Annotated in this window: 23 protein-coding genes, 1 rRNA gene and 1 riboswitch; of the genes, 4 read left to right on the top strand and 20 right to left on the bottom strand. The window is 42.3% G+C overall.

Annotation, left to right across the window (positions count from 1 at the left end):
• Positions 1–314 precede the first annotated feature (314 nt).
• Positions 315–800, bottom strand: coding sequence for a hypothetical protein (locus tag C9I86_RS16090; protein WP_107276921.1), 486 nt, complete (start codon positions 798–800; stop codon positions 315–317).
• Between the two features lie 101 nt (positions 801–901).
• The gene (locus C9I86_RS16085) at positions 902–1690 is read right to left on the bottom strand and encodes a class I SAM-dependent methyltransferase (protein ID WP_080158827.1); all 789 of its coding nucleotides are present in this window, start codon (positions 1688–1690) and stop codon (positions 902–904) included.
• 176 nt (positions 1691–1866) lie between these two features.
• Between C9I86_RS16085 and asnC the strand changes: the two genes are divergently transcribed.
• Together asnC and C9I86_RS16075 are read left to right on the top strand one after the other, a co-directional pair.
• Positions 1867–2328, top strand: a complete 462-nt coding sequence (gene asnC, locus C9I86_RS16080) for a transcriptional regulator AsnC (RefSeq protein WP_080158826.1) — start codon at positions 1867–1869, stop codon at positions 2326–2328.
• A 21-nt stretch (positions 2329–2349) separates the two neighbouring features.
• Positions 2350–2838: a hypothetical protein gene (locus tag C9I86_RS16075; RefSeq protein WP_107276920.1), complete on the top strand. Its 489-nt coding sequence runs from the start codon at positions 2350–2352 to the stop codon at positions 2836–2838.
• Between the two features lie 43 nt (positions 2839–2881).
• On the opposite strand, the gene hemB is transcribed toward C9I86_RS16075, so the two are convergent.
• The 10 genes from hemB to C9I86_RS16025 all read right to left on the bottom strand — a co-directional run bounded on the left by hemB (position 2882) and on the right by C9I86_RS16025 (position 12513).
• Positions 2882–3922: a porphobilinogen synthase gene (hemB, locus tag C9I86_RS16070; protein ID WP_107276919.1), complete on the bottom strand. Its 1041-nt coding sequence runs from the start codon at positions 3920–3922 to the stop codon at positions 2882–2884.
• A gap of 59 nt (positions 3923–3981) precedes the next feature.
• Positions 3982–4761 (bottom strand): TatD family hydrolase, encoded by a 780-nt coding sequence (locus C9I86_RS16065; protein WP_080158824.1) that lies wholly within the window; start codon positions 4759–4761, stop codon positions 3982–3984.
• A 142-nt stretch (positions 4762–4903) separates the two neighbouring features.
• Positions 4904–5689 (bottom strand): twin-arginine translocase subunit TatC, encoded by a 786-nt coding sequence (gene tatC / locus C9I86_RS16060; protein WP_080158823.1) that lies wholly within the window; start codon positions 5687–5689, stop codon positions 4904–4906.
• A gap of 11 nt (positions 5690–5700) precedes the next feature.
• Positions 5701–6039, bottom strand: coding sequence for a Sec-independent protein translocase protein TatB (gene tatB, locus C9I86_RS16055; RefSeq protein ID WP_065168413.1), 339 nt, complete (start codon positions 6037–6039; stop codon positions 5701–5703).
• A gap of 3 nt (positions 6040–6042) precedes the next feature.
• On the bottom strand, positions 6043–6303 hold the full coding sequence (tatA, locus tag C9I86_RS16050) for a Sec-independent protein translocase subunit TatA (RefSeq protein ID WP_080158822.1): 261 nt from the start codon (positions 6301–6303) through the stop codon (positions 6043–6045).
• An 83-nt stretch (positions 6304–6386) separates the two neighbouring features.
• Positions 6387–8024 (bottom strand): ubiquinone biosynthesis regulatory protein kinase UbiB, encoded by a 1638-nt coding sequence (gene ubiB / locus C9I86_RS16045; protein ID WP_199190812.1) that lies wholly within the window; start codon positions 8022–8024, stop codon positions 6387–6389.
• A gap of 5 nt (positions 8025–8029) precedes the next feature.
• The gene (locus C9I86_RS16040) at positions 8030–8632 is read right to left on the bottom strand and encodes an SCP2 domain-containing protein (protein ID WP_080158821.1); all 603 of its coding nucleotides are present in this window, start codon (positions 8630–8632) and stop codon (positions 8030–8032) included.
• Positions 8633–8639: 7 nt separating this feature from the next.
• Positions 8640–9395: a bifunctional demethylmenaquinone methyltransferase/2-methoxy-6-polyprenyl-1,4-benzoquinol methylase UbiE gene (gene ubiE / locus C9I86_RS16035; protein ID WP_080158820.1), complete on the bottom strand. Its 756-nt coding sequence runs from the start codon at positions 9393–9395 to the stop codon at positions 8640–8642.
• Positions 9396–9530: 135 nt separating this feature from the next.
• Positions 9531–11063 (bottom strand): DNA recombination protein RmuC, encoded by a 1533-nt coding sequence (gene rmuC / locus C9I86_RS16030; protein WP_080158819.1) that lies wholly within the window; start codon positions 11061–11063, stop codon positions 9531–9533.
• Positions 11064–11298: 235 nt separating this feature from the next.
• Positions 11299–12513 carry a multidrug effflux MFS transporter gene (locus tag C9I86_RS16025; protein WP_080158818.1) on the bottom strand — a complete coding sequence of 405 codons (1215 nt, stop codon included), beginning with the start codon at positions 12511–12513 and terminating at the stop codon, positions 11299–11301.
• 316 nt (positions 12514–12829) lie between these two features.
• Between C9I86_RS16025 and C9I86_RS16020 the strand changes: the two genes are divergently transcribed.
• Positions 12830–14617, top strand: a complete 1788-nt coding sequence (locus C9I86_RS16020; protein ID WP_107276918.1) for an aminopeptidase P family protein — start codon at positions 12830–12832, stop codon at positions 14615–14617.
• Positions 14618–14692: 75 nt separating this feature from the next.
• Here C9I86_RS16020 and thiH read toward each other — a convergent pair whose 3' ends face one another.
• The 7 genes from thiH to C9I86_RS15985 form a co-directional block, all read right to left on the bottom strand.
• Positions 14693–15805 carry a 2-iminoacetate synthase ThiH gene (gene thiH, locus C9I86_RS16015; RefSeq protein WP_107276917.1) on the bottom strand — a complete coding sequence of 371 codons (1113 nt, stop codon included), beginning with the start codon at positions 15803–15805 and terminating at the stop codon, positions 14693–14695.
• A gap of 9 nt (positions 15806–15814) precedes the next feature.
• The gene (locus tag C9I86_RS16010; RefSeq protein WP_107276916.1) at positions 15815–16585 is read right to left on the bottom strand and encodes a thiazole synthase; all 771 of its coding nucleotides are present in this window, start codon (positions 16583–16585) and stop codon (positions 15815–15817) included.
• A gap of 1 nt (position 16586) precedes the next feature.
• Positions 16587–16796, bottom strand: coding sequence for a sulfur carrier protein ThiS (thiS, locus tag C9I86_RS16005; RefSeq protein WP_235865969.1), 210 nt, complete (start codon positions 16794–16796; stop codon positions 16587–16589).
• Positions 16796–17590 (bottom strand): HesA/MoeB/ThiF family protein, encoded by a 795-nt coding sequence (locus C9I86_RS16000; protein WP_107276915.1) that lies wholly within the window; start codon positions 17588–17590, stop codon positions 16796–16798. Before C9I86_RS16000 ends, thiS begins: the two co-directional genes overlap by 1 nt.
• Entirely contained in the window at positions 17568–18866 is a 1299-nt protein-coding gene (gene thiE / locus C9I86_RS15995; RefSeq protein ID WP_107276914.1) for a thiamine phosphate synthase, read from the bottom strand. The genes C9I86_RS16000 and thiE overlap by 23 nt, the downstream gene beginning before the upstream one ends.
• Positions 18867–18869: 3 nt before the next feature.
• Positions 18870–20780 (bottom strand): phosphomethylpyrimidine synthase ThiC, encoded by a 1911-nt coding sequence (thiC, locus tag C9I86_RS15990; RefSeq protein ID WP_107276913.1) that lies wholly within the window; start codon positions 20778–20780, stop codon positions 18870–18872.
• Between the two features lie 117 nt (positions 20781–20897).
• Positions 20898–20995: riboswitch (TPP riboswitch) on the bottom strand.
• A gap of 126 nt (positions 20996–21121) precedes the next feature.
• Positions 21122–21544, bottom strand: coding sequence for a universal stress protein (locus C9I86_RS15985; protein WP_080158811.1), 423 nt, complete (start codon positions 21542–21544; stop codon positions 21122–21124).
• 204 nt (positions 21545–21748) lie between these two features.
• On the opposite strand from C9I86_RS15985, the gene crcB reads away from it, so the two are divergent.
• Positions 21749–22132 carry a fluoride efflux transporter CrcB gene (gene crcB, locus C9I86_RS15980; RefSeq protein WP_045036888.1) on the top strand — a complete coding sequence of 128 codons (384 nt, stop codon included), beginning with the start codon at positions 21749–21751 and terminating at the stop codon, positions 22130–22132.
• Between the two features lie 163 nt (positions 22133–22295).
• Here the strand turns inward: crcB and rrf are convergent.
• Positions 22296–22411, bottom strand: a 5S ribosomal RNA gene (gene rrf, locus C9I86_RS15975).
• Between the last annotated feature and the right edge of the window lie 6 nt (positions 22412–22417).

The following is a 22417-nucleotide window of genomic DNA, read 5'->3' as shown; positions in this document are numbered from 1 at the left end:
TTTTTTTTCGTCTGGATAACAGTTTTAGCATTAACATGTTTCTATATGTAAACAGCCATTACAAGGTATATCTACCCCATTGCTCCCAACCAACAAACACGATTCAATAGCCGCTCTACCCTTTTTATTTAACATTTGGATAACTGTTATGGATATGCTTCCTTGGATCATTGTTTCAGGTATTGTTGTGTCTGTGATTGTTGGCGTTATGATGGCTGTATTAATTAAACACGCTGATTAATAAACAAATACTAATAAAAAAGCCTCCCTAGGGAGGCTTTTTTATTGGTGATCATAATGCAGTGAACGCTAAATCAGGATGTTAACCCAAGCGTTTGCTTTGTTTTACGTAATTGCTTATCAAACTTCTTCACCGCTTTAGCCGCTTTTTTTAAGAGTTTATTTTTTTTCTTAGCTAATTTTTTCAATTTTTCCGTTTGTTCTAACAACCTATCTGGCTGTTCAAGCACCTCAGCTTGTTCAACAATGGTTACCATCTCAATTCGACTTTGCCCCACCGCAGTTGGCATCGGTAATTGGTGTACGTTGATCGTATCAGAAGTCGGCGCAGTTGAGGCCGCCAACGTCATCATCGGCGCGGGTGTTGGCATTGGTGTCAATGTCGCGGCTGTTGCTGATACCGTATTGGTTAAACGGCTCGGTTTACATAAATAGTTTTTATCACTCGCCACACGGGTGCAACTCGCGCAAATAAATGTTGGTTCACTGACTATCTTAGTGATCGTCGCAAATTGATCGGCAATTTCAGCACGACGATACTTACATAAAGATTTAACCATCAACAGACCCTCACTCAAATAACCAGTTCCACAAACATTAAACGATAATGATTCGTAATTCCAGCATTGAGTGTGCGTTTGAAGCTTAAATTTGTAAATTTTTATTTTGGCTCGTCATTATTCTTCATGCTCGCTTTCACATAAATATCAAAGCGGTTTTTCTTGGTTTCAATCGCCATCGATGGCTTCGCATTTGCTAAAAATTCAGCATAGTCAGGACGTTTAACCACAATCCGTTTAGTGGCTAATGCATACGCTGGCGCAAATAACTCATCAGCATCTAAATCTGCACCCACCAAGGTTTGAAAAACGCGCATTTCTTTTTTCACCAATGCCGATTTCTTTTTATGCGGGTACATCGGATCTAAATAAATCACCTCAGGAGCAACAAAATCTTTATCCGCCGCCAATTGCAACAATGCATCTTGGCTTGATGCATGTAATAACTGCATCCGCTCACTGACCCAATGACCAATTTCAGGATCCGCTTTCGCACGGGCTAAGCCATCATCAAGTAAAGCTGCGACCACCGGATGACGCTCCACTAATTGCACCTTACAACCCAACGACGCGAGCACAAACGCATCGCGGCCTAAACCGGCAGTAGCATCTAATACCGTTGGGGTTAACCCATTTTTTAGTCCCACCGCTTTCGCAATAGCTTGCCCACGACCACCACCGAATTTACGACGGTGTGCTACCGCGCCACTGGCTAAATCGACAAATACAGCACCAAGTTTAGGTTCATCTAACTTACGCAGCTCTAATTGGTTAGCGGTTAACACTAACGCAAAACAGCTGTGCTCATCATGCGTCAATCCCCAGCGGGCGGCGAGTTGATCTAATTCAGACTGACGTTGAGGAACTTCACAAAGTAAGGCTAGTTGCACTGCATTCTCCGATATCAAACAATATCTATCTCACCCATTATTGGAGATAGAAGCTTTAGGCGGCGAATTATAGCACTACAAATCACGCTTGGCTCTGGTATCACAACCTAACATAAGGATAAGATAGACCATGGTCTTAAGTAGCGAATAACTTACCTCGCTGAAAAGGAATTGTGATGAATATAGCTGTTCGCATCGATGATTTAGATCGCGACATTCTTAACGCGTTAATGACGGATGCGCGAGTGCCTTATGCTGAAATGGCGAAACGTTTTAACGTCAGCCCTGCAACTGTCCATGTGCGGGTTGAAAAAATGCGGGCCTCCAACATTATTACCGGGACCGAGGTAATCGTTAACCCAAAATTATTAGGTTATGACGTATGCTGCTTTATTGGTATCAACCTTTATGCTGCGCGTGATTACCACTCAGCGCTTGAAAAACTCAATCAGCTCGATGAGGTTGTCGAAGCGTATTACACCACAGGCGCTTACAATATTTTTGTTAAATTGATGTGTCACTCAATTGAAGAACTGCAGCATGTATTGATCAATAAGTTGCAAGCCATTGAAGAAGTACAATCAACAGAAACCTTAATTTCACTGCAAAATCCGATCAATCGAAATGTAAAGCCATGATATTTTTCGAGATGTTAATATATGGAGTTATTTAAAGAGTATGCTTTTCCTGCTTTACTCTCTTTTTTCTCTGCGTTTTTGGCAACTAAACTAGCATTTAGTAAGTATAAAAGTGAAAAACGCTGGGATGAGAAGAAAGAAAAATATGCTTTAGTAATCGAATCTGTGGAATATGTTGTAGCTTTCTATAATTCACAACATTTAAATACGACAAGTATTGCCAAATTTAATAACAACGATGAAGAGTTAAATAGCTCTATGAGAGCTATCCAAAAATATGCAGCAATAGGTAAACTCTATTTCTCAAAAGAGTTTGCCAAGGTCTTATATTCTTTTCATACAGAGTTAGAGAATAAATTGTATAACTTACAGGAGCGCTATGAGTGTGCTAATGGTAACAAAGAAGAAGAGTTTAGAATTGAGCTACAATATCACGCTTCTGTTAGTAACCATGCTTTAACCACATTACATAAATTACTAAAAATTGCAGACAAAGATTTAATAAAATAAAAAAAGCGAGCCCAAGCTCGCTTTTTTATCAACATCTAATCGATTATTTTTTTAAACGTTCAGCACGCTCAGCACCTTCTGCCGCCAACCATTCTGCTACTGTTTTCGCAAAATAGGTCAACACGCCATCAGCACCAGCACGTTTAAAGCACATTAGTGATTCCATCACAGTTTCACGCTCTTTAAGCCAACCATTTTGGAAGGCAGCCATGTGCATCGCATATTCGCCAGACACTTGGTAAGCATACGTTGGCACTTGTAGCTCTGATTTCACACGACGTACCACATCTAAATACGGCATTCCCGGCTTCACCATCACCATATCAGCACCTTCGCTGATATCCATTGCCACTTCATGCAACGCTTCATCACTGTTAGCAGGATCCATCTGGTAGGTTTTTTTATCCCCCCCTTTAAGATTGCTGCTTGATCCTACTGCATCACGAAACGGGCCATAGTAATTTGACGCATATTTAGCTGAGTAAGCCATAATTTGCGTATTAATATGACCCGCTTGTTCCAATGCTTCACGGATTGCACCAATACGACCATCCATCATATCAGAAGGAGCAACAACATCAGCCCCGGCTTCAGCATGAGATAACGCTTGTTTGATCAAAATCTCAGTGGTGATGTCATTAAGCACATAACCTTCATCATCAATGATGCCATCTTGACCATGAACCGTGAACGGATCTAAAGCGACATCGGTAATCACACCCAGCTCTGGTACATGCGCTTTTAATGCACGAACCGCAGTTTGCACTAAACCGTCAACGTTATATGCTTCTTCAGCTAATTCAGATTTAAACGGTTGTGATACCACTGGAAATAACGCAATTGCAGGCACACCAAGACTGGCGATATACGCTGCTTCTTCTAACAATAAATCAATTGATAAACGCTCAATACCCGGCATTGAAGCGACACTTTCACGACGATTAGTGCCTTCAAGTACAAACATTGGGTAAATAAGATCATTAACTGATAACTGGTTTTCCGCCATCAAACGACGACTAAAATCATGCTTACGGACTCGACGCATACGACGTCCGGGAAACGCACCTTGAATAGATACTGACACGGTAAACTCCTTACAGATTAATGAATATTGATAATATCACTCACACCACCAAGGTGGGATTAAATTGCAAAAAAAGCTTGGCTAACTTGGTAAGAATTATTGACAACATCTATGGCTGATTCACCACGACACTCACCAATAACGGCAGCAATATGGGGTAAATACAACGGTTCATTACGGCTCGATTTAGGCTTAGGACGATAATCACGCGGTAATAAATAAGGACTATCAGTTTCAATCATTAACCGTTGGCTTGGAATATGTTTCACAATTTGGCGCAGCTCAGTGCCTCGGCGTTCATCACAGATCCAACCGGTAATACCAATATGTAAATCAAGTGCTAAACAATCAGTGAGTTCTTGCTGTGAGCCGGTAAAACAATGCACAACTGCTGCGGGTAATTTATCGCGCCATGGTTTTAAAATAGCTAAAAAACGCTCATGAGCATCACGACAATGCATAAACACGGGTAAGTTAAGCTCTGCAGCTAACGCCAGTTGGGCTTCAAACACCGCTTCTTGCTGCGGACGAGGTGAAAAATCACGATTAAAATCCAACCCACACTCACCAATGGCAACCACCTGTGACAGTTGTGCTAAAGCACGAATCTGAGGTAAAGCGAAATCTGTTACCGATTTTGCATCATGAGGATGAACGCCTGCAGTGCTATAACAATAATCAGGCCACTGCTGAGCCAGTTGCTGAGCGGCAATACTTTCTTCAATGCTGGTACCGGTAATAACCAGTCCTTTTACTCCAACTGCTTGCGCGCGAGTAATAACATCGGCGCGATCTTTATCAAAGCGGCTGTTGGTCAGATTAATACCAATATCTATCATTTTTTTCCATTCTTTGATGAACTCGTCTTTACCTCAGTATATCGAGCCTCGAATTGACTGACTATGTGATAATCACATTATTATAGACATAAAAAAACCGACACCAAGGTCGGTTTTTTTCATCATCACAGGGGGATAAACCCTATTCTTTGCTGATGCTCTTTATGTCTTGCGGCTCATCTTCATCGCCATATTCGTCTTCATCATCTTTACGAATGTAAAAACGTGAGAAGAATAAGCCGACTTCAAATAGCAAGCACATCGGCACCGCTAACAAGGTCTGAGATAAAATATCAGGCGGTGTTAACAACATACCGACCACAAACGCTGCCACGATAATATATGGGCGTTTACTGCGTAACGTTTCAGGATCGGTAGCACCGGTCCAACACAACAGAATAATCGCGACAGGGATCTCAAATGCAATACCGAACGCCATAAATAGCGACAATACGAAATCGAGATAACTTGAAATATCTGTTGCAACTTCAACTCCTTGCGGAGCGACGCTGGTAAAGAACTTAAACACCAATGGAAACACAACAAAATAAGCAAACGCAACACCGGCATAAAACAGCAATGAGCTGGAAACCAGTAATGGCATAATAAGCTTACGTTCATGCTTGTATAAACCAGGAGCTACAAACGCCCACAGTTGATACAAAATCATTGGTACAGCAATAAACACAGCGGTAACTAAAGTGAGTTTTATCGGTGTAAAGAACGGTGACGCAACATCTGTTGCAATCATAGTGGCACCGATTGGCATACGTTCAACCAAAGGTGCTGCTACAAACGCGTAAATGTCTTTCGAAAACCAAACTATACAGACAAAAACTACTAGCACGCTGATGAGAGAGCGCAGGATCCGTGTACGCAGCTCAAGTAAATGGCTGAATAACGGCTGCGAATCTTCGACAGTCGACATAGTGATGTAATTTATTCCTGCTTATTAGAAGTCGTTGCTGAGGGTTGCTCGCTTTTATCAGCATAGGGACGTTGCACATCAGAGGCGACTTTTTTAAGTTCATCAACCGACTCTTGCAATTCAGGCGCGATGTCCTTCATTCCCATTTGCTCAGCTTTTTTTAAATTGGCTTGCAGTTCCTGAATTTTCAGTTCCTGAGACAATTCATCTTTGACTGAGTTTGCCATATTACGGGCTGCACCTATCCACTGCGATACAGTACGTATCGCAACGGGTAGACGTTCCGGCCCCAGTACTACCAATCCCACCACGGAGATCAGCACTAACTCCCAGAACCCGATATCAAACACGTCTTAAACCTGCTCTTTGTCTTTTTGACTCGTTGTTGTCTGATCAGCTGCTTGCTGTTCATCCGTAATTTTCTTTTGTTCAAAATCTGCATCTGTTGTTTCTTTTTTAGCTGCAGGTGCTGAATCATCATCACCAATCGCTTTTTTGAAACCCTTAACAGCAGAACCTAAGTCGCCACCTAATGTGCGTAACTTCTTAGTTCCGAACAACAGAACAATGATCAGTGCAATAATTAATAATTGCCAGATACTGATACCACCCATGCTTATTTTACCTCAGCTTTATGTGGTTAATAACGGAGTGCGTTGTTACACGCAACTATAAGTATAGGCGAAACCTACAGCGACTACTGTCGACAGGCTCGCCATCCCAGCAACCAAAATACCGCTCCTGCTCCAGCTGCAATAGCAGGATAGGTGGTAACATGATCACCGAAAAGTATGGCAGCACACACCATCATGGTGGCACCAATACCAAAATAAAATCTTGCCTTACCTTGGTTACGCCGACTATCCATGAAATTATCATAGAGTGTATCGAGTCGTTGATTCATAACCTTGCCTTGGCGCAAACTGTCGTAAAGTAATTCAGGTAATTCTGGTAACTTTTCAGCCCAAAATGGCGCTTTACTCTTTACTGCATCAATAATGGCTTGTGGGCCAACTTGACGTGACATCCAATCTTCTAAAAATGGTTTTGCTGTCGCCCATAAATCAAGTTGTGGGTACAGCTGGCGTCCAAGACCTTCAACATAAAGCAATGTCTTTTGTAACAACACTAATTGCGGCTGCACTTCCATATTAAATCGACGTGCAGTATTGAATAAATTCAACAATACATGCCCAAATGATATTTCACATAACGGCTTTTCAAATATGGGTTCACACACGGTACGAATAGCAACTTCAAACGCGTCAATATTGGTATCTGCGGGTACCCAACCTGAATCAACATGCAATTCGGCCACTTTTCGGTAATCTCGATTAAAGAAAGCCAGTAAGTTTTCAGCCAAATAACGTTTGTCTTCACGATTAAGCGTGCCGACAATACCACAATCTAATGCTATCCATTGTGGATCATGTGGGTGCTCATAGGAAACAAAAATATTCCCTGGGTGCATGTCAGCATGAAAGAAACTATCACGGAACACTTGGGTAAAAAATATATTTACCGCATTTTCTGATAATAATTTCAGATCAGTACCGTTAGCTTTTAAGGCATCAAGGTCAGAAACCTGAATCCCGTAGATTCGCTCCATCACCAGTAAATTCACACTGCTGTAATCAGTAAAGACCTCAGGCACATACAGGGTGTCATCACCTTCAAAGTTACGTCGAAGTTGAATGCCATTCGCTGCTTCACGCATTAAATCCAGTTCATCAAGTAAGGTTTTTTCGTATTCCCTTACCACTTCAACTGGACGTAATCGCCGTGCTTGTGGTTGAAGCCGAGAAACTATCTCGGCCATCCTGTACATCAGCTTAATATCTGCTTCAATAATAGGACGAATATCAGGACGAATGACTTTAAATACAATTTCACGGCCATTTTCTTTCATGGTCGCAGTATGAACTTGTGCAATCGAAGCTGAAGCTAACGCTACCTCATCAAAATCATCAAACCATTGCTCAATCGGGCCACCTAATGATGCTTCAATCGTACGTCTCGCTAATTGACCATCAAACGGGGCCACTTGATCTTGCAATAACGCTAATTGATCGGCGATATGGGGAGGGAACAAATCACGTCGAGTCGACATCATCTGCCCAAACTTGATCCACACCGGACCTAATTCTTGTAACGCTAACCGTAATCGCTCACCTAACGGTTTATCTGGATATTCATTTTTAATCCAGAATAACGATTTACGTAATTTTTTTGGCAATACTGTTCGTGGGTCTTGCGGAATAAAATCATCCAAACCGTAACGTAATTGCACTTCAATAATACGGTAAAGACGTTTAAATTCACGAATAGTCATCATGGCTATTATCGCTCAAGTAGCTGATTTAATCGGGCCTCAAAACAGGCAACATCTGATTTCAAGTCATCAACTTGATCAGCAAAATACGCGATCTCTAATGGCTGTGGTAATAATTTCCACTCTTCCGTTAGTGTTTGAGCTACATTTCGCTGGCGTTTTAGTAATCGCTGCTGAATAAACTGTCCACTTGATTTGATGCCGCTAACCACCGTATGCGCCACAACATCCCCACTGTAATAAGCGAGCTTTTCTTCGATATCTGGCTTTAATCCACCTAATAAACTAGAAAAATGCTGGGCGAGTTGTAAGTCACCATCAAGAGATAACTTATCAGCTTTAATTAACTGAGTGAGATTGGCTTGCTGGCGTAATTCAGGCAGCGCCGTTAAATTAAGGGCCAATTGACAATCGACCTCACCCTCATAAGCCGCTAATACATCAATTTGCTGACTAAAAACAAAATATAGCGTTTTGCCAAATTCATTCAGAACCACGCTAATCACTTTTCCGCGTAAGCGTGACAAACGACGCTGACTATCAGCATCGTCTTTTACTAATTGATTAAGCGCTGTTTCTACCGCGCCAGTAACAAATGCATCTATTGGCATAGGGGCCTCAGAACTTATAACCACGGTGCAAAGCAACAATACCGCCAGTTAAGTTGTAATAGGTTGTCTGATCAAACCCAGCATCGTCCATCATTCCTTTCAATGTTTCTTGATCAGGATGCATACGAATAGACTCAGCTAAATAGCGATAACTTTCGCTATCATGAGCAATGATTTCACCGATTTTCGGTAATAAATGAAATGAGTAAGCGTCATATATTTTTGATAAAGGCTCTAAAATCGGCTTAGAAAACTCTAGCACTAATAAACGACCACCGGGTTTTAATACACGGTACATCGAACGTAATGCTTGTTCTTTATCGGTAACGTTACGCAAGCAGAAGCTGATCGTAATACAATCAAAATAATTATCAGGAAAAGGCAGTTCTTCGGCATTTGCTTGAACATAACCAACGTTACCAATCACGCCGCTATCACGTAGCTTACTGCGGCCAACTTTTAGCATTGAGTTATTAATATCGGCTAAAATAACTTGTCCACTGTCACCCACAATACGAGAAAATTTAGCGGTTAAATCACCAGTACCACCGCCTAAATCAAGCACGCGTTGACCACGGCGCACACCACTGCAGTCAATCGTGAAACGCTTCCAAACGCGATGAATACCCATCGACATTAAATCATTCATAATGTCGTACTTTGCCGCTACTGAATGGAATACTTCAGCAACCATGGTTGCTTTTTCCTCTTTGGCCACGGTACGAAAGCCAAAGTGGGTCGTGTCTTGTGTGGTGTCCGTCATGCTCAATCCATTATGTGTCCTCGCGCTCATTCCATTATCACAATAAAATAGCTGACGAGGATTAAATTCATTTATTCAACTGGCTTAGTGTACTTGATGGTTGTCGTTTGCTCAAAGTGGTTTACTCTTTAAGCACTACAAATCAGACTCAGTCGCTGAAGTGATATGTGAAAAACCTCTCGCATCATGCAACTGTGACTGCGATTTTTCAACTAATTGCGAGCTAATATCACGCTTCACTTCTACCCCCAATAACTTAAAACTTTCAGCTTGACGAATAACATTCCCTCGCCCACTGACTAATTTATTCATGGCGCTATGATAACTTTGACTGGCCTTATCTAATGACGTACCTAATCCTTCCATATCGGTAACAAATAAGCGTAATTTGTCGTATAACTTACTTGCTCGATCAGCAATTTCTTTGGCATTTTGATTTTGACGTTCATTACGCCATAAATTATTAATGGTTCTCAGTGCCACCAGCAAAGTCGTTGGGCTAACCAACATAATATTGAGATCCATTGCATCACGAATCAGTTTAGGATCAGCAGCAATCGCGGCTTGAAAAGCAGGTTCAACCGGAATAAACATCAATACATAATCCAAACTTTGAACGCCATGCAACTGATGATAATCTTTGCGGCTTAAACCTCGCATGTGTGCTCGCATTGAAGCAATATGCTCACTCATTGCCAGTTCTCGCGCCGCCACAGTGTCGGCATTAAAGAACCGTTCATAAGCCACTAATGACATTTTAGCATCAACCACCACATCTTTTTGCTGAGGTAAATGCACCACCACATCTGGCTGATAGCGTTTGCCATCTTCATTTTCTAGGCTGACTTGGGTTTGATATTCATGCCCTTCACGCAGTCCTGATTCGGTTAATACCCGCGCGAGTACCACTTCTCCCCAATTACCTTGAGCCTTATTATCACCTTTAAGCGCTTGAGTTAGATTCACCGCTTCCTGCGCCATTTGCTCATTGAGTTGTTTAAGATGATTAATTTGATGGACCAGAGTATGACGTTCGCGGGATTCTTGTGTGAAGTTATCGTTAACTTGTTTTTTAAAACCTTCCAGCTGCTCTTTCAATGGCATTAATAAACGCTGAAGACTGATTTTATTCTGCTCATCGACACTCCGAGTTTTGTGTTCAAACAATTTATTAGCAAGGCTTTCAAATTGCACCCGTAATCGCTCTTCGGCATTTTCTAATAATTGAATTTTTTCTTCGGCCGATTTTTGTTCTTCAAAATGACGGGCATCTTGTTCACGTAAATCCGCTTCAAGACCAGCATTAATGATTCGTGCGTTATCTAATTGTTCTGATAAATACAGTTTTTCATTTTGAAGCGCTTCAAAATGACGCATTTTTTCAACCGCAGCCGATAAATTACCATGCAGTTGTCGAATTTCATGGGTTAGGCGATCACGCTCGTCATCCATCTGCTCGAGTTCTTGATTACGCTCATTTAACTGCTGCTGTAATTGTTGCTCACGTAATTGCAATAACCGACTATCAGCCTCTGCTTGCTGCTGATGTAATTGTAATGTTTGCTCAAAACGTCCCTTTAACCATAGTGTGGTAATAACACTCGCCACTGTCGCGCCAGAGATCGCTGCCAACAGGGAAATCATGCCACCACTCAACCATTCCGTCATATCAAATACTCTACAAAAAACACGCTTCCATTTCTGTTGTAAGGCTAAGTCGATACTGGATAAATGTCCAGTTCAGTGATTTTTATTGATAGTACTATCACTGTTTATTGTTGCCACTCAACGCGTTAAACGCATCATAAACACCCCCTTCATCATTTGCCCCATAAAAATAAAGCCTGTCACAATGACAGGCTTAATCATAACGTCTACTCAAGCAACCTTTGGCCGCAATCACTCACACCTTATCGGTTGTGAGTACCGTTTGATGCCAGCTTTTACCCCATTTTGACCACAACACAAATAAACCAGGAATCAGTAACCACATCTGTAGGGTCATCAACATTGGCGTTGCTAAATCTAAACGCTGAGTCAAACTTACCATCACGCCAGCACCACTCATCTGAAATAGGCCTAACAATGCCGCAGCAGTACCTGCACGATCACCAAAAGGCGCTAATGCTTTACCTGCCGCAGAGCCTAAGACAAAAGCAAACCCAAATGAGCAGATAAAAATAGGCACCATAAATGCCCATGCTTGATTGATTGTACTCAGAGCCAACATTAAACCACCAGCGGCAGCTAAAATAATCAATCCGGTTTGCAATGTTGCTCGCGTACCAAAACGATCCATAAATTTAGGCGCAACCATGCATGCTGTAATATTTAATGCCGCATTAATGCCAAACCATAACGTAAATTGGTTCATGTCTGCCCCAAGATGGCTCATTAACCATACCGGAGCCGACGTCACATACGCTAAAATAACCGCCATTGATAACATGCACAGACTCGCATGGTATAAAAAAGTAGGTTCACGTAATACCGACCAATAACGACTCAGACTTAACGTTGAACCACTCACATGAGTATTCGTAGGACGGGTTTCTTTAAACATCGTCATAATGAACAGCCCAGCAACGAGTGCAAAGCCTGCCATAAAACTAAAATTTGAACGCCAACCAAACTCATGGGTTAACCAGGTTCCTAATAACGGTGCTAAAGCGGGAATAAAACAGATTGCACCATTTAAGTAACTGATCATACGACCACTTTTTTCAGCACCAAAACTATCACGCACCGCAGAGAATGCCGCAACAGAAGTCGCACAAGCACCAAACCCTTGTAATAAACGCGCCGTTAAAAGCATGTCTAAATTGGTGGCTAAATACGCCATTAAGGCACTAAAACCATAAATAACAATCCCAGCTAACGCAATCGGGCGGCGTCCAAAACGATCCGCTAATGGTCCTGCCAATAATTGCCCCAAACCAAGGCTGAACATAAACCATGTCACGGTATCTTGTACACGCACAGCATTAACCCCAAAACTATCGGCAATAGCTGGGAAAGCGGGTAAATAAATATCAATAGCCAACGGGCTAAATAGCACCAAAACCACCATTAAAGTGACTAATTTGGTATCGGTAGTAGGGGGTGTCGACGAGGTCATATGTTGTTCCTAAAAGATGATCGCGCCAAGTTTACGGCTTTAGAGATATGAATAGAAATGGTATATATTCAATAGCACTTTTCCTTTGGGGAATATCAGCAATGATAGCTATTGCTCCTATGCTCGCCGAAATAACACCGCCCTATCGAAAATATAATAAATGCCAATCAATTACTGATTCGCTAATTGAAGCCAACCGCCAAACACGCTAACGTAACTATATTAACTTACTTACTCAGCTGAATGTTTGCTGGTGTTATGTAAGTTCACCGTTTATGTCATCGCCTCGATGATGCTTTAATTAAAGGACGAAAACATGCAAGCTGCAATTTCGCAACGTGTTGAACAAATCCGCCACTGGCTCACTGAAAATCAGTTAGATGCATTATTGATCCCTCACGAAGATGAGTTTTTAGGTGAATACATTCCTGATCATAATGAACGCCTACACTGGTTAACTGGATTTACTGGCTCTGCAGGTGCTGCCATTATTACTCGTGATGATGCTGCTGTTTTTGTTGATGGTCGTTATGTAGTACAAGTACGTAAACAAGTCCCGAGTGATGTTTTTCAATACTGCCATCTTATCGAACAGCCACCAGTGCAATGGGCACTTGATAATTTAGCCACTGGTAGCAAAATTGCGATTGATGCTCGCCTTCATAGTGCAGCATGGCTTAAAAATGCCACCACCACTATTGATGGTGAATTAGCCTTAGTGTGTATTGATGAAAACCCCATTGATCAACTATGGCTAGACCGCCCAGCGCCTGTATTGTCTGACGCCCAATTAATGGGGCTTGAATTTGTTGGCCAAGCAAGTACAGATAAGCGCCAACAAATTGCTGCTTTACTAACAACACAAAAAGCCAATGCTGCCTTTTTAAGTCAGCTCGATAGTATTGCATGGTTACTCAATATTCGTGGTGATGACGTCCATTGCCTACCTGTATTACTTTCAGCTGCAATTATTCACAGCGATGCTTCAGTTGATTTTTATATCGACCATCACCGCTTACCAGAAGGCTTTGCCGCCCATGTAGGTGCTGGCGTGACCATCTGTAAACCGGAGCAACTAGCAACTGGGCTAGCCGCTCTTGCAGGTAAACGAGTACTATTTGATTCAACAAATAGTAACGCATGGGCAGCGCAACAATTAACAGAGGCAGGAGCCCTATTAATTGAAGCAGCAACCCCAACCTTACTGCCAAAATCGACTAAAAACGCCACCGAGATGGCGGGTATGAAAGCGTGTCATATTCGTGATGGCGTCGCGATCAGTAAATTCTTAGCCTGGATTGATGCGCAAGTTGCGACAGGTCATTTACTGGATGAAGCCCAATTATCAGATCAACTGTGGCAATTCCGTCAGTTAGATCCAAGTTGCAGTGATGTGAGCTTTGATACCATTTCAGCGGCAGCAGGCAATGCGGCAATGTGCCACTACAATCACCTTAACCAACCGCAGCCAAGTAAACTGCAAATGGATACCGTGTACTTAGTCGATTCAGGTGGTCAATATCCAGACGGTACTACCGATATTACTCGTACTATTGCCATTGGTCAGCCGGGTGATGAGGTGAAGCAAGCCTTTACTTTAGTCTTAAAAGGTCACATTGCATTAGCATCTGCACGTTTCCCTAAAGGCACCACAGGTAGCCAACTTGATGCGTTAGCACGCCAACATTTATGGGCGTATGGGTTTGATTATGATCATGGTACTGGTCACGGTGTTGGTCACTTTCTAAGTGTCCATGAAGGACCGCAACGGATTGCCAAAGCCTATAATCCAACGGCATTATTGCCAGGTATGGTGTTGTCTAATGAACCTGGATATTATCGCGCAGATGCATTTGGTATTCGTATTGAAAACCTTGAAGCGGTAGTAGAAGTGGCAACCCAAGGTGATATGTCGGTAATGGGATTTGAATCGCTAACTCGCGCCCCGATTGATAAGCGTTTAATTGATTTAAGCTTATTAACAGATATCGAACTCGCGTGGCTTAACCATTACCACCACACCGTGTTTGAGGTTATTAGTCCAGCCTTAGACGGTGATGATTTAGCATGGTTAACTCAAGCAACAGCACCATTACAACGCTAATAATAACGTCGCATTAATAATAAAAAAGCCAGTGCATCACCTTTTGCACTGGCTTATTGTGACCTTCAAATGTGGTTACCCCGAGTAAACCGCATCCCAGTCTTTCCACACCACCTCAAATCCTCGCCGCTTCACCGCTATAGCAACCTCTGCCACACTGCGATCATCACTGATTGCAAATTGCTCTAACTCTGGCGTGTCATCAGCATAACCGCCCGGCTGGGTTTTTGAACCCGCTGATAGGCTAGTTACCCCTAGTGGTAATACATTATCGCGAAAATAGGCTGATTCACGAGTGGATAACGATAACTCAACGTCATGATTAAATAACCGATAAGCACAGATTAATTGCACTAACTGGCGATCAGTCATTATTGATTTAGGCTCAATACCACCAGTACACGGCCGCAAACGTGGAAATGAAATCGAATAACGACTTTGCCAATACTGGCGCTCAAGATAGGCCAAATGGCTCGCAACAAAAAAACTGTCCGTGCGCCAATCATCCATTCCTAATAGCGCTCCAATCCCTATTTTATCAATACCAGCTTGTGCCAATCGATCCGGTGTTTCAAGTCGATAATCAAAGTTGGTTTTATTACCGCGTAAATGGTGCTCGGCATAAGTTCGAGCATGATAGGTTTCTTGATACACCATCACCGCATCTAAACCTAAACTTTTCAGCTCTCGATATTGCTGTTGTTCAAGCGGCTGAACTTCCATCGCAATATGATTAAAGTGGGATTTAATTTGAGGCAATGTATGCCTGAAATAGTCCATACCAACTTTAGTTTGATGCTCACCGGTTACCAACAACACACTATCAAACAGAAGTGCTTTGATCGCTTTACATTCTCGCTCAATATCAGCGGTAGTTAATGTGCGTCGCTTAATTCGATTTTCCATTGAAAAACCACAATAAGTACACGCATTAGCACACAAATTAGAGAGATATAATGGCACATAAAAATGTATCGCATAACCAAACCGCTGCCGCGTTAATAATGCTGCTTGTTGTGCCATTGATTCTAAATAAGGCTCCGCGGCGGGTGAGATTAACGCTTTAAAATCATCAAGATCACGATCCGGTTTAGCCAGTGCACGTTCAACATCTGCAGCCGTTTTAGCGTAAATCGATAGGCGAATATCATTCCAATCCAATTGCCGCCATACATCAACAAAACTCATTCTCGCTCCTTAGCATTCACTATCGAGAAAAGCCGTTAATGGACTGGATGCAACAGCATGACTCACTGTACCCGCTAATCCCGCTTTATAAGCCATACGACCACTAATAACCGCCCATTTAAATGCTTCTCCCATCGCAACCGGATCAATAGCAGTCGCAATAGCGGTGTTAACTAAGACAGCATCTGCTCCCATTTCCATTGCCGCGGCAGCATCAGACGGAGCACCAATTCCTGCATCTATAATCACTGGCACCTGCGCTTGATCGATAATAATTTGCAAAAAATCACGTGATACTAAGCCTTTATTTGAACCTATCGGTGCCCCTAATGGCATCACTGCTGCACAACCCACCTCTTCTAATCGTTTACACAATACCGGATCAGCATGACAATAAGGCAAAACCACAAAGCCTTGTTTCACCAACGCTTCTGCAGCTAACAAGGTTTCAATCGGATCGGGCATTAAGTATTTGGGATCAGGGTGTATCTCTAATTTAAGCCAGTTAGTACCTAACGCTTCACGGGCTAATTGCGCAGCAAATATGGCTTCTTTAGCATTTTTAGCACCCGAGGTATTGGGTAAAAGATTGACTCCAGCAGCCATTAAAGGCGCTAAAATATCATCCGCTTGATGAGCTAAGTCGACCCGTTTCAGAGCCATGGTAACCAATTGAGACTCCGAGGCTAATAACGATGCGGTCATTACATCACGATGAGAATATTTTCCAGTTCCAGTAAACAACCGTGAATCAAATATTTTATCGGCAATAGTGAGCATGTTAGCCTCCTGCTATAACTTGAAAGAGCGTGATCTGATCGTTATGGTTCAACACTGTTGTTGACCATTCACTACGCGTAACAATGGCTTGATTTATCGCAATTGCAGCGCCCACCGTTGGTAGGGTTAATTGCTCAACTAACTCGGTTAGACATTGTTGTGAATGACACTCCACAGCTTGATTATTTAACCAGACGGTTATCATTGTCATTACACTGTACCTCCATTAACAAGGTGGTGATCACCACAGACGGGACACTGTTGATCAATATTGATTCCAAATTGACGCCACTGCCCTTGTGAACCATCAAATTGAGAAAGGTGATTTACATCAACCATATTCGTCTCAACAATCGCTTTTATGACTGCAAGCGCCTGCATGGTGCCAATAATTCCTACTACAGGCCCCACAATGCCACCACTACGACAATTACGCACTTTGTCCGTATTTGGTACAGCTTGAGGCAATAAACATTGATAACAAGGTCCAATCCCAGTTCTAAAGTCAAACGTCATTAACTGTCCTTGCCAGCCTATCGCAGCCCCTGAAACTAAGCGCTTTCTCGCTGTAAAACAGACATCATTAATCGCATAGCGGGTCGAAAAATTATCACTGCAATCAACCACAATATCAGCTTGATCAACTTCCAACGCTAACTGCAAACCAGCTAATCTCGTTGTGACCGCGCGGTAACGATTAAGTGGATTTAACGCCCGCATTTGAGCACACGCAGCCTGCGCTTTATTACACCCAACATCTGCTTCACGATACAAAACTTGGCGCTGTAAATTCGACACTTCAACTACGTCATCATCAGCAATGACAATCGTACCCACGCCAGCCGCCGCTAAATAAAGCCCAACAGCAGAACCTAAACCACCACCGCCAACAATTAACACCTGAGTATTTTTCAGTTGTTGTTGCCCTAATTCGGCAATATCAGCCACCATCAACTGGCGGCTATAACGCATAAATTCAGCGTCAGAGAGCGCAGTATTTATCATTCCGCCCTCCTACAGCCACATCTTCAGCGTTGGGCACCAATATCTTGTGCAAGGCAGTGATCGCAAGTGCAGGATTCGTCGCTTGAGTAATAGCACTCACAACAGCCACGCCAGAAACTCCGGTACGCCACACTTTTGCGACACGCTCAATGGTAATGCCACCAATCGCGACAGTTGGTACTCGAGCACCAATCAATTTTTGATAAAGCGCTAATCGGCTCACGCCTTGAGGTAATGACGGCATATCTTTAGTTGATGTCGCAAAAATATGCCCCAAAGCGATATAACTGGGCTGATATTCAAGCGCACGTAAGATTTCATAATAACCATGGGTAGAAATGCCAAGCCGTAATCCCGCTTGTTGAATCGCAACTAAATCAGCGCTATCAAGATCCTCCTGACCAAGATGAACACCATAAGCATGATGCTTAATTGCCAGCAGCCAATAATCATTAATGAACACCTGAGCTTGAGCTAACTCACCAGCAACAATGGCTTGTTGGATTTGGTGTTCCAGATCGGATACTTGGGAGTTTTTGATCCGTAATTGGGTAGTTTTAACACCGAGCTGTAATACCCGCTCAACCCAATCAGCGCTCTCTAGCACAGGATATAATCCAAGCTTACTCGCCCCTAAAGCCGCAAATGGAGCTACCTCTTGACCATCAATTAACCATCCAAGTTGTTTTATTTGAGGATGATTTATCGTTAAAGCACGAGGAAATACTTTGGCATCTGTAGGCCAAACAAGCTCACCTTGTGTACGATAATTATGATCTTGATAACTGTGTTCGTGATAACTCCGCGCATAAGCACGTGCCAATACCACTACATCTTCCAATGGATAATCAAGCGCAAGTGCCACCAATAACATTGCCCGTTGTGCCTCACTGGCACCACTATGACGACAATACACTGCTCGAGCCTGCCCTTGATGATGCCAAATATCCACACAACCATCATTCACGGGAAATCCACAGACCACTAAGCTAGGATCTGCAGCGACTTTTTGTTGCAACTGAGCTAATTCAGTAAAAGGGGCGAGCCACTGATCCCAAATTTGATACGTTGGAGGGGCACAATCTTCATCTGCAGCAACAAAATTAAACGCTAATGAGCATGCCTTAGTCATAGTTTTGATATCAATTAATGGTTCGTTGCTATGCACCGTTACTGTCACTGTATCGCCTAGTAGGTATAACTCAGCAGGTACTAACAGTGGTTCGATGTGCATTAATAATGGCATTAGATGAGGGGGAAGCGATAACGTGTTCATTGATTAATCCTCTTTAGCAGGGTGATACAACTCACTGCCACGAGCTCGAAATTCCGCCGCTTTTTGTTCCATACCTACACGAGGGTTATTACTCAACGTAATATCTATTGGTGATAGCGTTTTCGCGTAATCTCGAACTTCTTGAGAGATTTTCATTGAACAAAATTTAGGGCCACACATTGAACAAAAGTGAGCCACTTTGCCAGATTCTTGCGGTAAGGTTTGATCGTGATAATCTCGAGCAGTTTGTGGGTCAAGGCCTAGATTAAATTGATCTTCCCAACGAAACTCAAACCGTGCTTTTGATAATGCATTATCACGAACTTGTGCTCCAGGGTGGCCTTTGGCTAAGTCTGCCGCATGCGCACACAGCTTGTACGTGATCAAACCGACTTTTACATCATCTTTATTAGGTAATCCTAAATGCTCTTTTGGTGTCACGTAACACAGCATTGCACAGCCATACCAACCAATCATGGCCGCTCCAATACCAGAAGTAATATGATCATAACCCGGCGCAATATCTGTTGTCAGAGGTCCAAGTGTATAAAATGGCGCTTCATGACAATGTTTAAGTTGCTCATCCATATTAGCTTTAATCATATGCATCGGCACATGACCTGGACCTTCAATCATCACCTGAACATCATATTCCCATGCAATTTTGGTTAACTCTCCTAGCGTGCGTAATTCACTAAACTGCGCTTCATCGTTGGCATCAGCAATAGAACCAGGACGCAAACCGTCCCCCAATGAGAGCGAGATATCATACTGAGCACAAATCTCACAAATACTGCGGAAATTTTCATACAAAAAACTTTCTTGATGATGCGCCAAACACCACTTAGCCATAATTGAGCCGCCACGAGAAACAATCCCTGTCACCCGTTTAGCCGTCATAGGTACATACCGTAATAAAACACCAGCATGAATAGTGAAGTAATCGACACCTTGCTCAGCTTGCTCTAATAACGTATCTCGAAAAACATCCCAATTTAGATTTTCCGCAACGCCCTTTACTTTTTCTAATGCTTGATACATCGGTACGGTTCCAATTGGTACCGGACTATTACGAATGATCCATTCTCGTGTTTCATGAATATTACGTCCCGTCGAGAGATCCATCACAGTATCTCCTCCCCAGCGGGTCGACCATACTAATTTCTCAACTTCTTCTTCAATGGATGAACTGACGGCGGAATTACCAATGTTAGCATTAACCTTTACTAAAAAATTTCGCCCAATAATCATTGGTTCGACTTCTGGGTGATTGATATTTGCAGGAATAATCGCGCGCCCAGCCGCAACCTCTTGGCGCACAAATTCAGGCGTGATTTGTAAAGGAAGATTAGCACCAAAATTAACGCCAGGATGTTGTTGATTTAGCGTTTCATCATTAGAGGGCACTCGCCCCATATTTTCGCGAATCGCAATATATTCCATTTCAGGCGTAACAATACCTTGGCGGGCGTAATGCAGTTGAGTAACACACTTACCGTTATAAGCACGTCGCGTTGGAGCGCGCTGATTAAAACGCAATGAATCCAAACTCTGATTATGTAAGCGTTCATTGGCGTAGTCAGAACTTAATTCAGATAATAATTCAGTATCATTACGCTCAATGATCCACCCTTCGCGCACAGGGGACAAACCACGATAAATATCTATAGAGTGGTCGGGATCGGTATAAAATCCAGAAGTATCATAAACATGAATCGGTTGGTTCGGTTCAAAAATAGGGCTTTGTTTAGGACCACTAATAAGGCTATCAGCTAAAGCGATCTCTCTCATCGGTACTGAAATATCAGCACGACTACCAGTAATATAGACTTTTCGTGAATTAGGATAGGGTTGAGCCGTTAATGACTCGATAAATTGTTTCGCTTCCAATCTCGCTTGCTTGCGATTCGACACAGCAATTTCCTTTCAATGTTATAGGGAAAAATGCTTATCAGATGGGCGTAAACAAGAGCAATGCATACAGTTATGCATCATCAAATACATACAGTGATCCTCAATAAGGATATGCAGTAAAGATAACCTCTTGTTCCCTTCGCAGGTATTAGCCTGATCAGGTTCAACGGATCCCGCAATGCGGTCTCAGCCATATGGCACTCCGACAAGTAAGTGAATTAGTATAAGTACTTTGGTTGTAATCGCAACAGTTTATTAACAATGAACAACACACAGTGACAGATAGCAAAAAGCCGTGCAATTTTCCACGGCTTTTAATTTCATGGTAATCACTACAATGTTTATTGTGAGATAAGTACATCACACTTAAGGTGCTGAGCTAATGTTTCACTTACATCACCAAAAAGATGAATAGTAGATTTGTGATAACCCGTAATAACCAACTTAGCTTCAACTTTTTCAGCTAATTCTTCGATATGCTTAGTAATATCACCATTAGCAATATGTAATCCCGAAACAGGGTAAGATGAAGCTGCCGCTAACTCTGATAATTGTGACATCCGCTGTTTAGCAATTGCATCGTGCTCTTCTTGCAGTTCAATCTCAACATCAATAAAACTCACATTACCAACACCAGGCTCAACATAAGCAACATGCAGTTCAGCATTATTTTGGTCCGCAATGATTCCAGCTTTTACCATTAATTTATGCGCAAATTTATCTTCAGGATTAACAGCAAGTAATATTGTTTGATATAGCGACATAGCCTATCTCCATGAGCCAACGCCCAGTAGTTAATTTCTTAGTTGTGATTATGATGCTATAAATGTAGCTATACAACCAACTATGTGCCGACATTTTAATTTACGCTTAAATCAATGATTGCAGTTATCGAGAGTATTAACCAACTCAACAAGCGATTATTATGACGGTTTTTAATTATCACTTTTAACTGAAACGAGATACCAATGAGCCAATATATATTACTAGGATTCATCGCAATTGGTGGTGCATTCGGCGCCTGCTCACGATACTTAATTTCGGAGCTTTGCGTTATTTTATTTGGCCGTGGCTTCCCATACGGAACATTAACCGTCAATATTATTGGTTCGCTAATTATGGGGCTATTAATGTCGGGATTAAATCAAGGAATGATTGAGGCAGCACCATGGCGCCCAATGATTGGCTTAGGCTTTCTTGGAGCATTAACTACCTTCTCAACCTTTTCAATGGATAACATTGTAATGATGCAGCAAGGTGAGTTTATTAAGGCTGGCTTAAACATCGTACTTAACGTAACCGTCAGTTTGTTTGCTTGTTATATTGGCTATCAACTAATGATGAAAAGCTAATAATCATTCAAACATATAACCGCCGCAAGGCGGTTTTTTTTCGTCAAGATAAAGAGAATAGTGGAAACGCAGGAAACGATATATCAAACTGAATATCTGTCATTACTTTTTTCGTTATAAACGAAAAAAGGCCATCCTTACGGATGGCCTTTTAAAATTTGAAGCCTGGCGATGTCCTACTCTCACATGGGGAGACCCCACACTACCATCGGCGCTATTACGTTTCACTACTGAGTTCGGCATGGGATCAGGTGGGTCCATAACGCTATGGTCGCCAAGCAAATT

It is taken from the genome of Photobacterium sp. NCIMB 13483, from assembly GCF_003025475.1.
Lineage (GTDB): Bacteria > Pseudomonadota > Gammaproteobacteria > Enterobacterales > Vibrionaceae > Photobacterium > Photobacterium piscicola.
The sequence above is the reverse complement of the archived record's forward strand: the minus strand, read 5'-3'. Positions and strand labels throughout refer to the sequence as shown.

Bases quoted from the DNA above. Each gene is read 5' to 3' on its own strand.
- tatA (WP_080158822.1), bottom strand. From the start codon at position 6,303: ATGGGTGGTATCAGTATCTGGCAATTATTAATTATTGCACTGATCATT.
- asnC (WP_080158826.1), top strand. From the start codon at position 1,867: ATGAATATAGCTGTTCGCATCGATGATTTAGATCGCGACATTCTTAAC.
- C9I86_RS16010 (WP_107276916.1), bottom strand. From the start codon at position 16,585: ATGCTCACTATTGCCGATAAAATATTTGATTCACGGTTGTTTACTGGA.
- C9I86_RS16040 (WP_080158821.1), bottom strand. From the start codon at position 8,632: ATGCCAATAGATGCATTTGTTACTGGCGCGGTAGAAACAGCGCTTAAT.
- C9I86_RS16025 (WP_080158818.1), bottom strand. From the start codon at position 12,513: ATGACCTCGTCGACACCCCCTACTACCGATACCAAATTAGTCACTTTA.
- rmuC (WP_080158819.1), bottom strand. From the start codon at position 11,063: ATGACGGAATGGTTGAGTGGTGGCATGATTTCCCTGTTGGCAGCGATC.
- C9I86_RS16065 (WP_080158824.1), bottom strand. From the start codon at position 4,761: ATGATAGATATTGGTATTAATCTGACCAACAGCCGCTTTGATAAAGAT.
- C9I86_RS16000 (WP_107276915.1), bottom strand. From the start codon at position 17,590: ATGATAAATACTGCGCTCTCTGACGCTGAATTTATGCGTTATAGCCGC.
- thiE (WP_107276914.1), bottom strand. From the start codon at position 18,866: ATGAACACGTTATCGCTTCCCCCTCATCTAATGCCATTATTAATGCAC.
- C9I86_RS15985 (WP_080158811.1), bottom strand. From the start codon at position 21,544: ATGTCGCTATATCAAACAATATTACTTGCTGTTAATCCTGAAGATAAA.
- ubiB (WP_199190812.1), bottom strand. From the start codon at position 8,024: ATGATGACTATTCGTGAATTTAAACGTCTTTACCGTATTATTGAAGTG.
- C9I86_RS16090 (WP_107276921.1), bottom strand. From the start codon at position 800: ATGGTTAAATCTTTATGTAAGTATCGTCGTGCTGAAATTGCCGATCAA.
- C9I86_RS16075 (WP_107276920.1), top strand. From the start codon at position 2,350: ATGGAGTTATTTAAAGAGTATGCTTTTCCTGCTTTACTCTCTTTTTTC.
- C9I86_RS16020 (WP_107276918.1), top strand. From the start codon at position 12,830: ATGCAAGCTGCAATTTCGCAACGTGTTGAACAAATCCGCCACTGGCTC.
- thiS (WP_235865969.1), bottom strand. From the start codon at position 16,796: ATGACAATGATAACCGTCTGGTTAAATAATCAAGCTGTGGAGTGTCAT.
- tatC (WP_080158823.1), bottom strand. From the start codon at position 5,689: ATGTCGACTGTCGAAGATTCGCAGCCGTTATTCAGCCATTTACTTGAG.
- ubiE (WP_080158820.1), bottom strand. From the start codon at position 9,395: ATGACGGACACCACACAAGACACGACCCACTTTGGCTTTCGTACCGTG.
- thiH (WP_107276917.1), bottom strand. From the start codon at position 15,805: ATGAGTTTTGTTGATGTATGGCGGCAATTGGATTGGAATGATATTCGC.
- crcB (WP_045036888.1), top strand. From the start codon at position 21,749: ATGAGCCAATATATATTACTAGGATTCATCGCAATTGGTGGTGCATTC.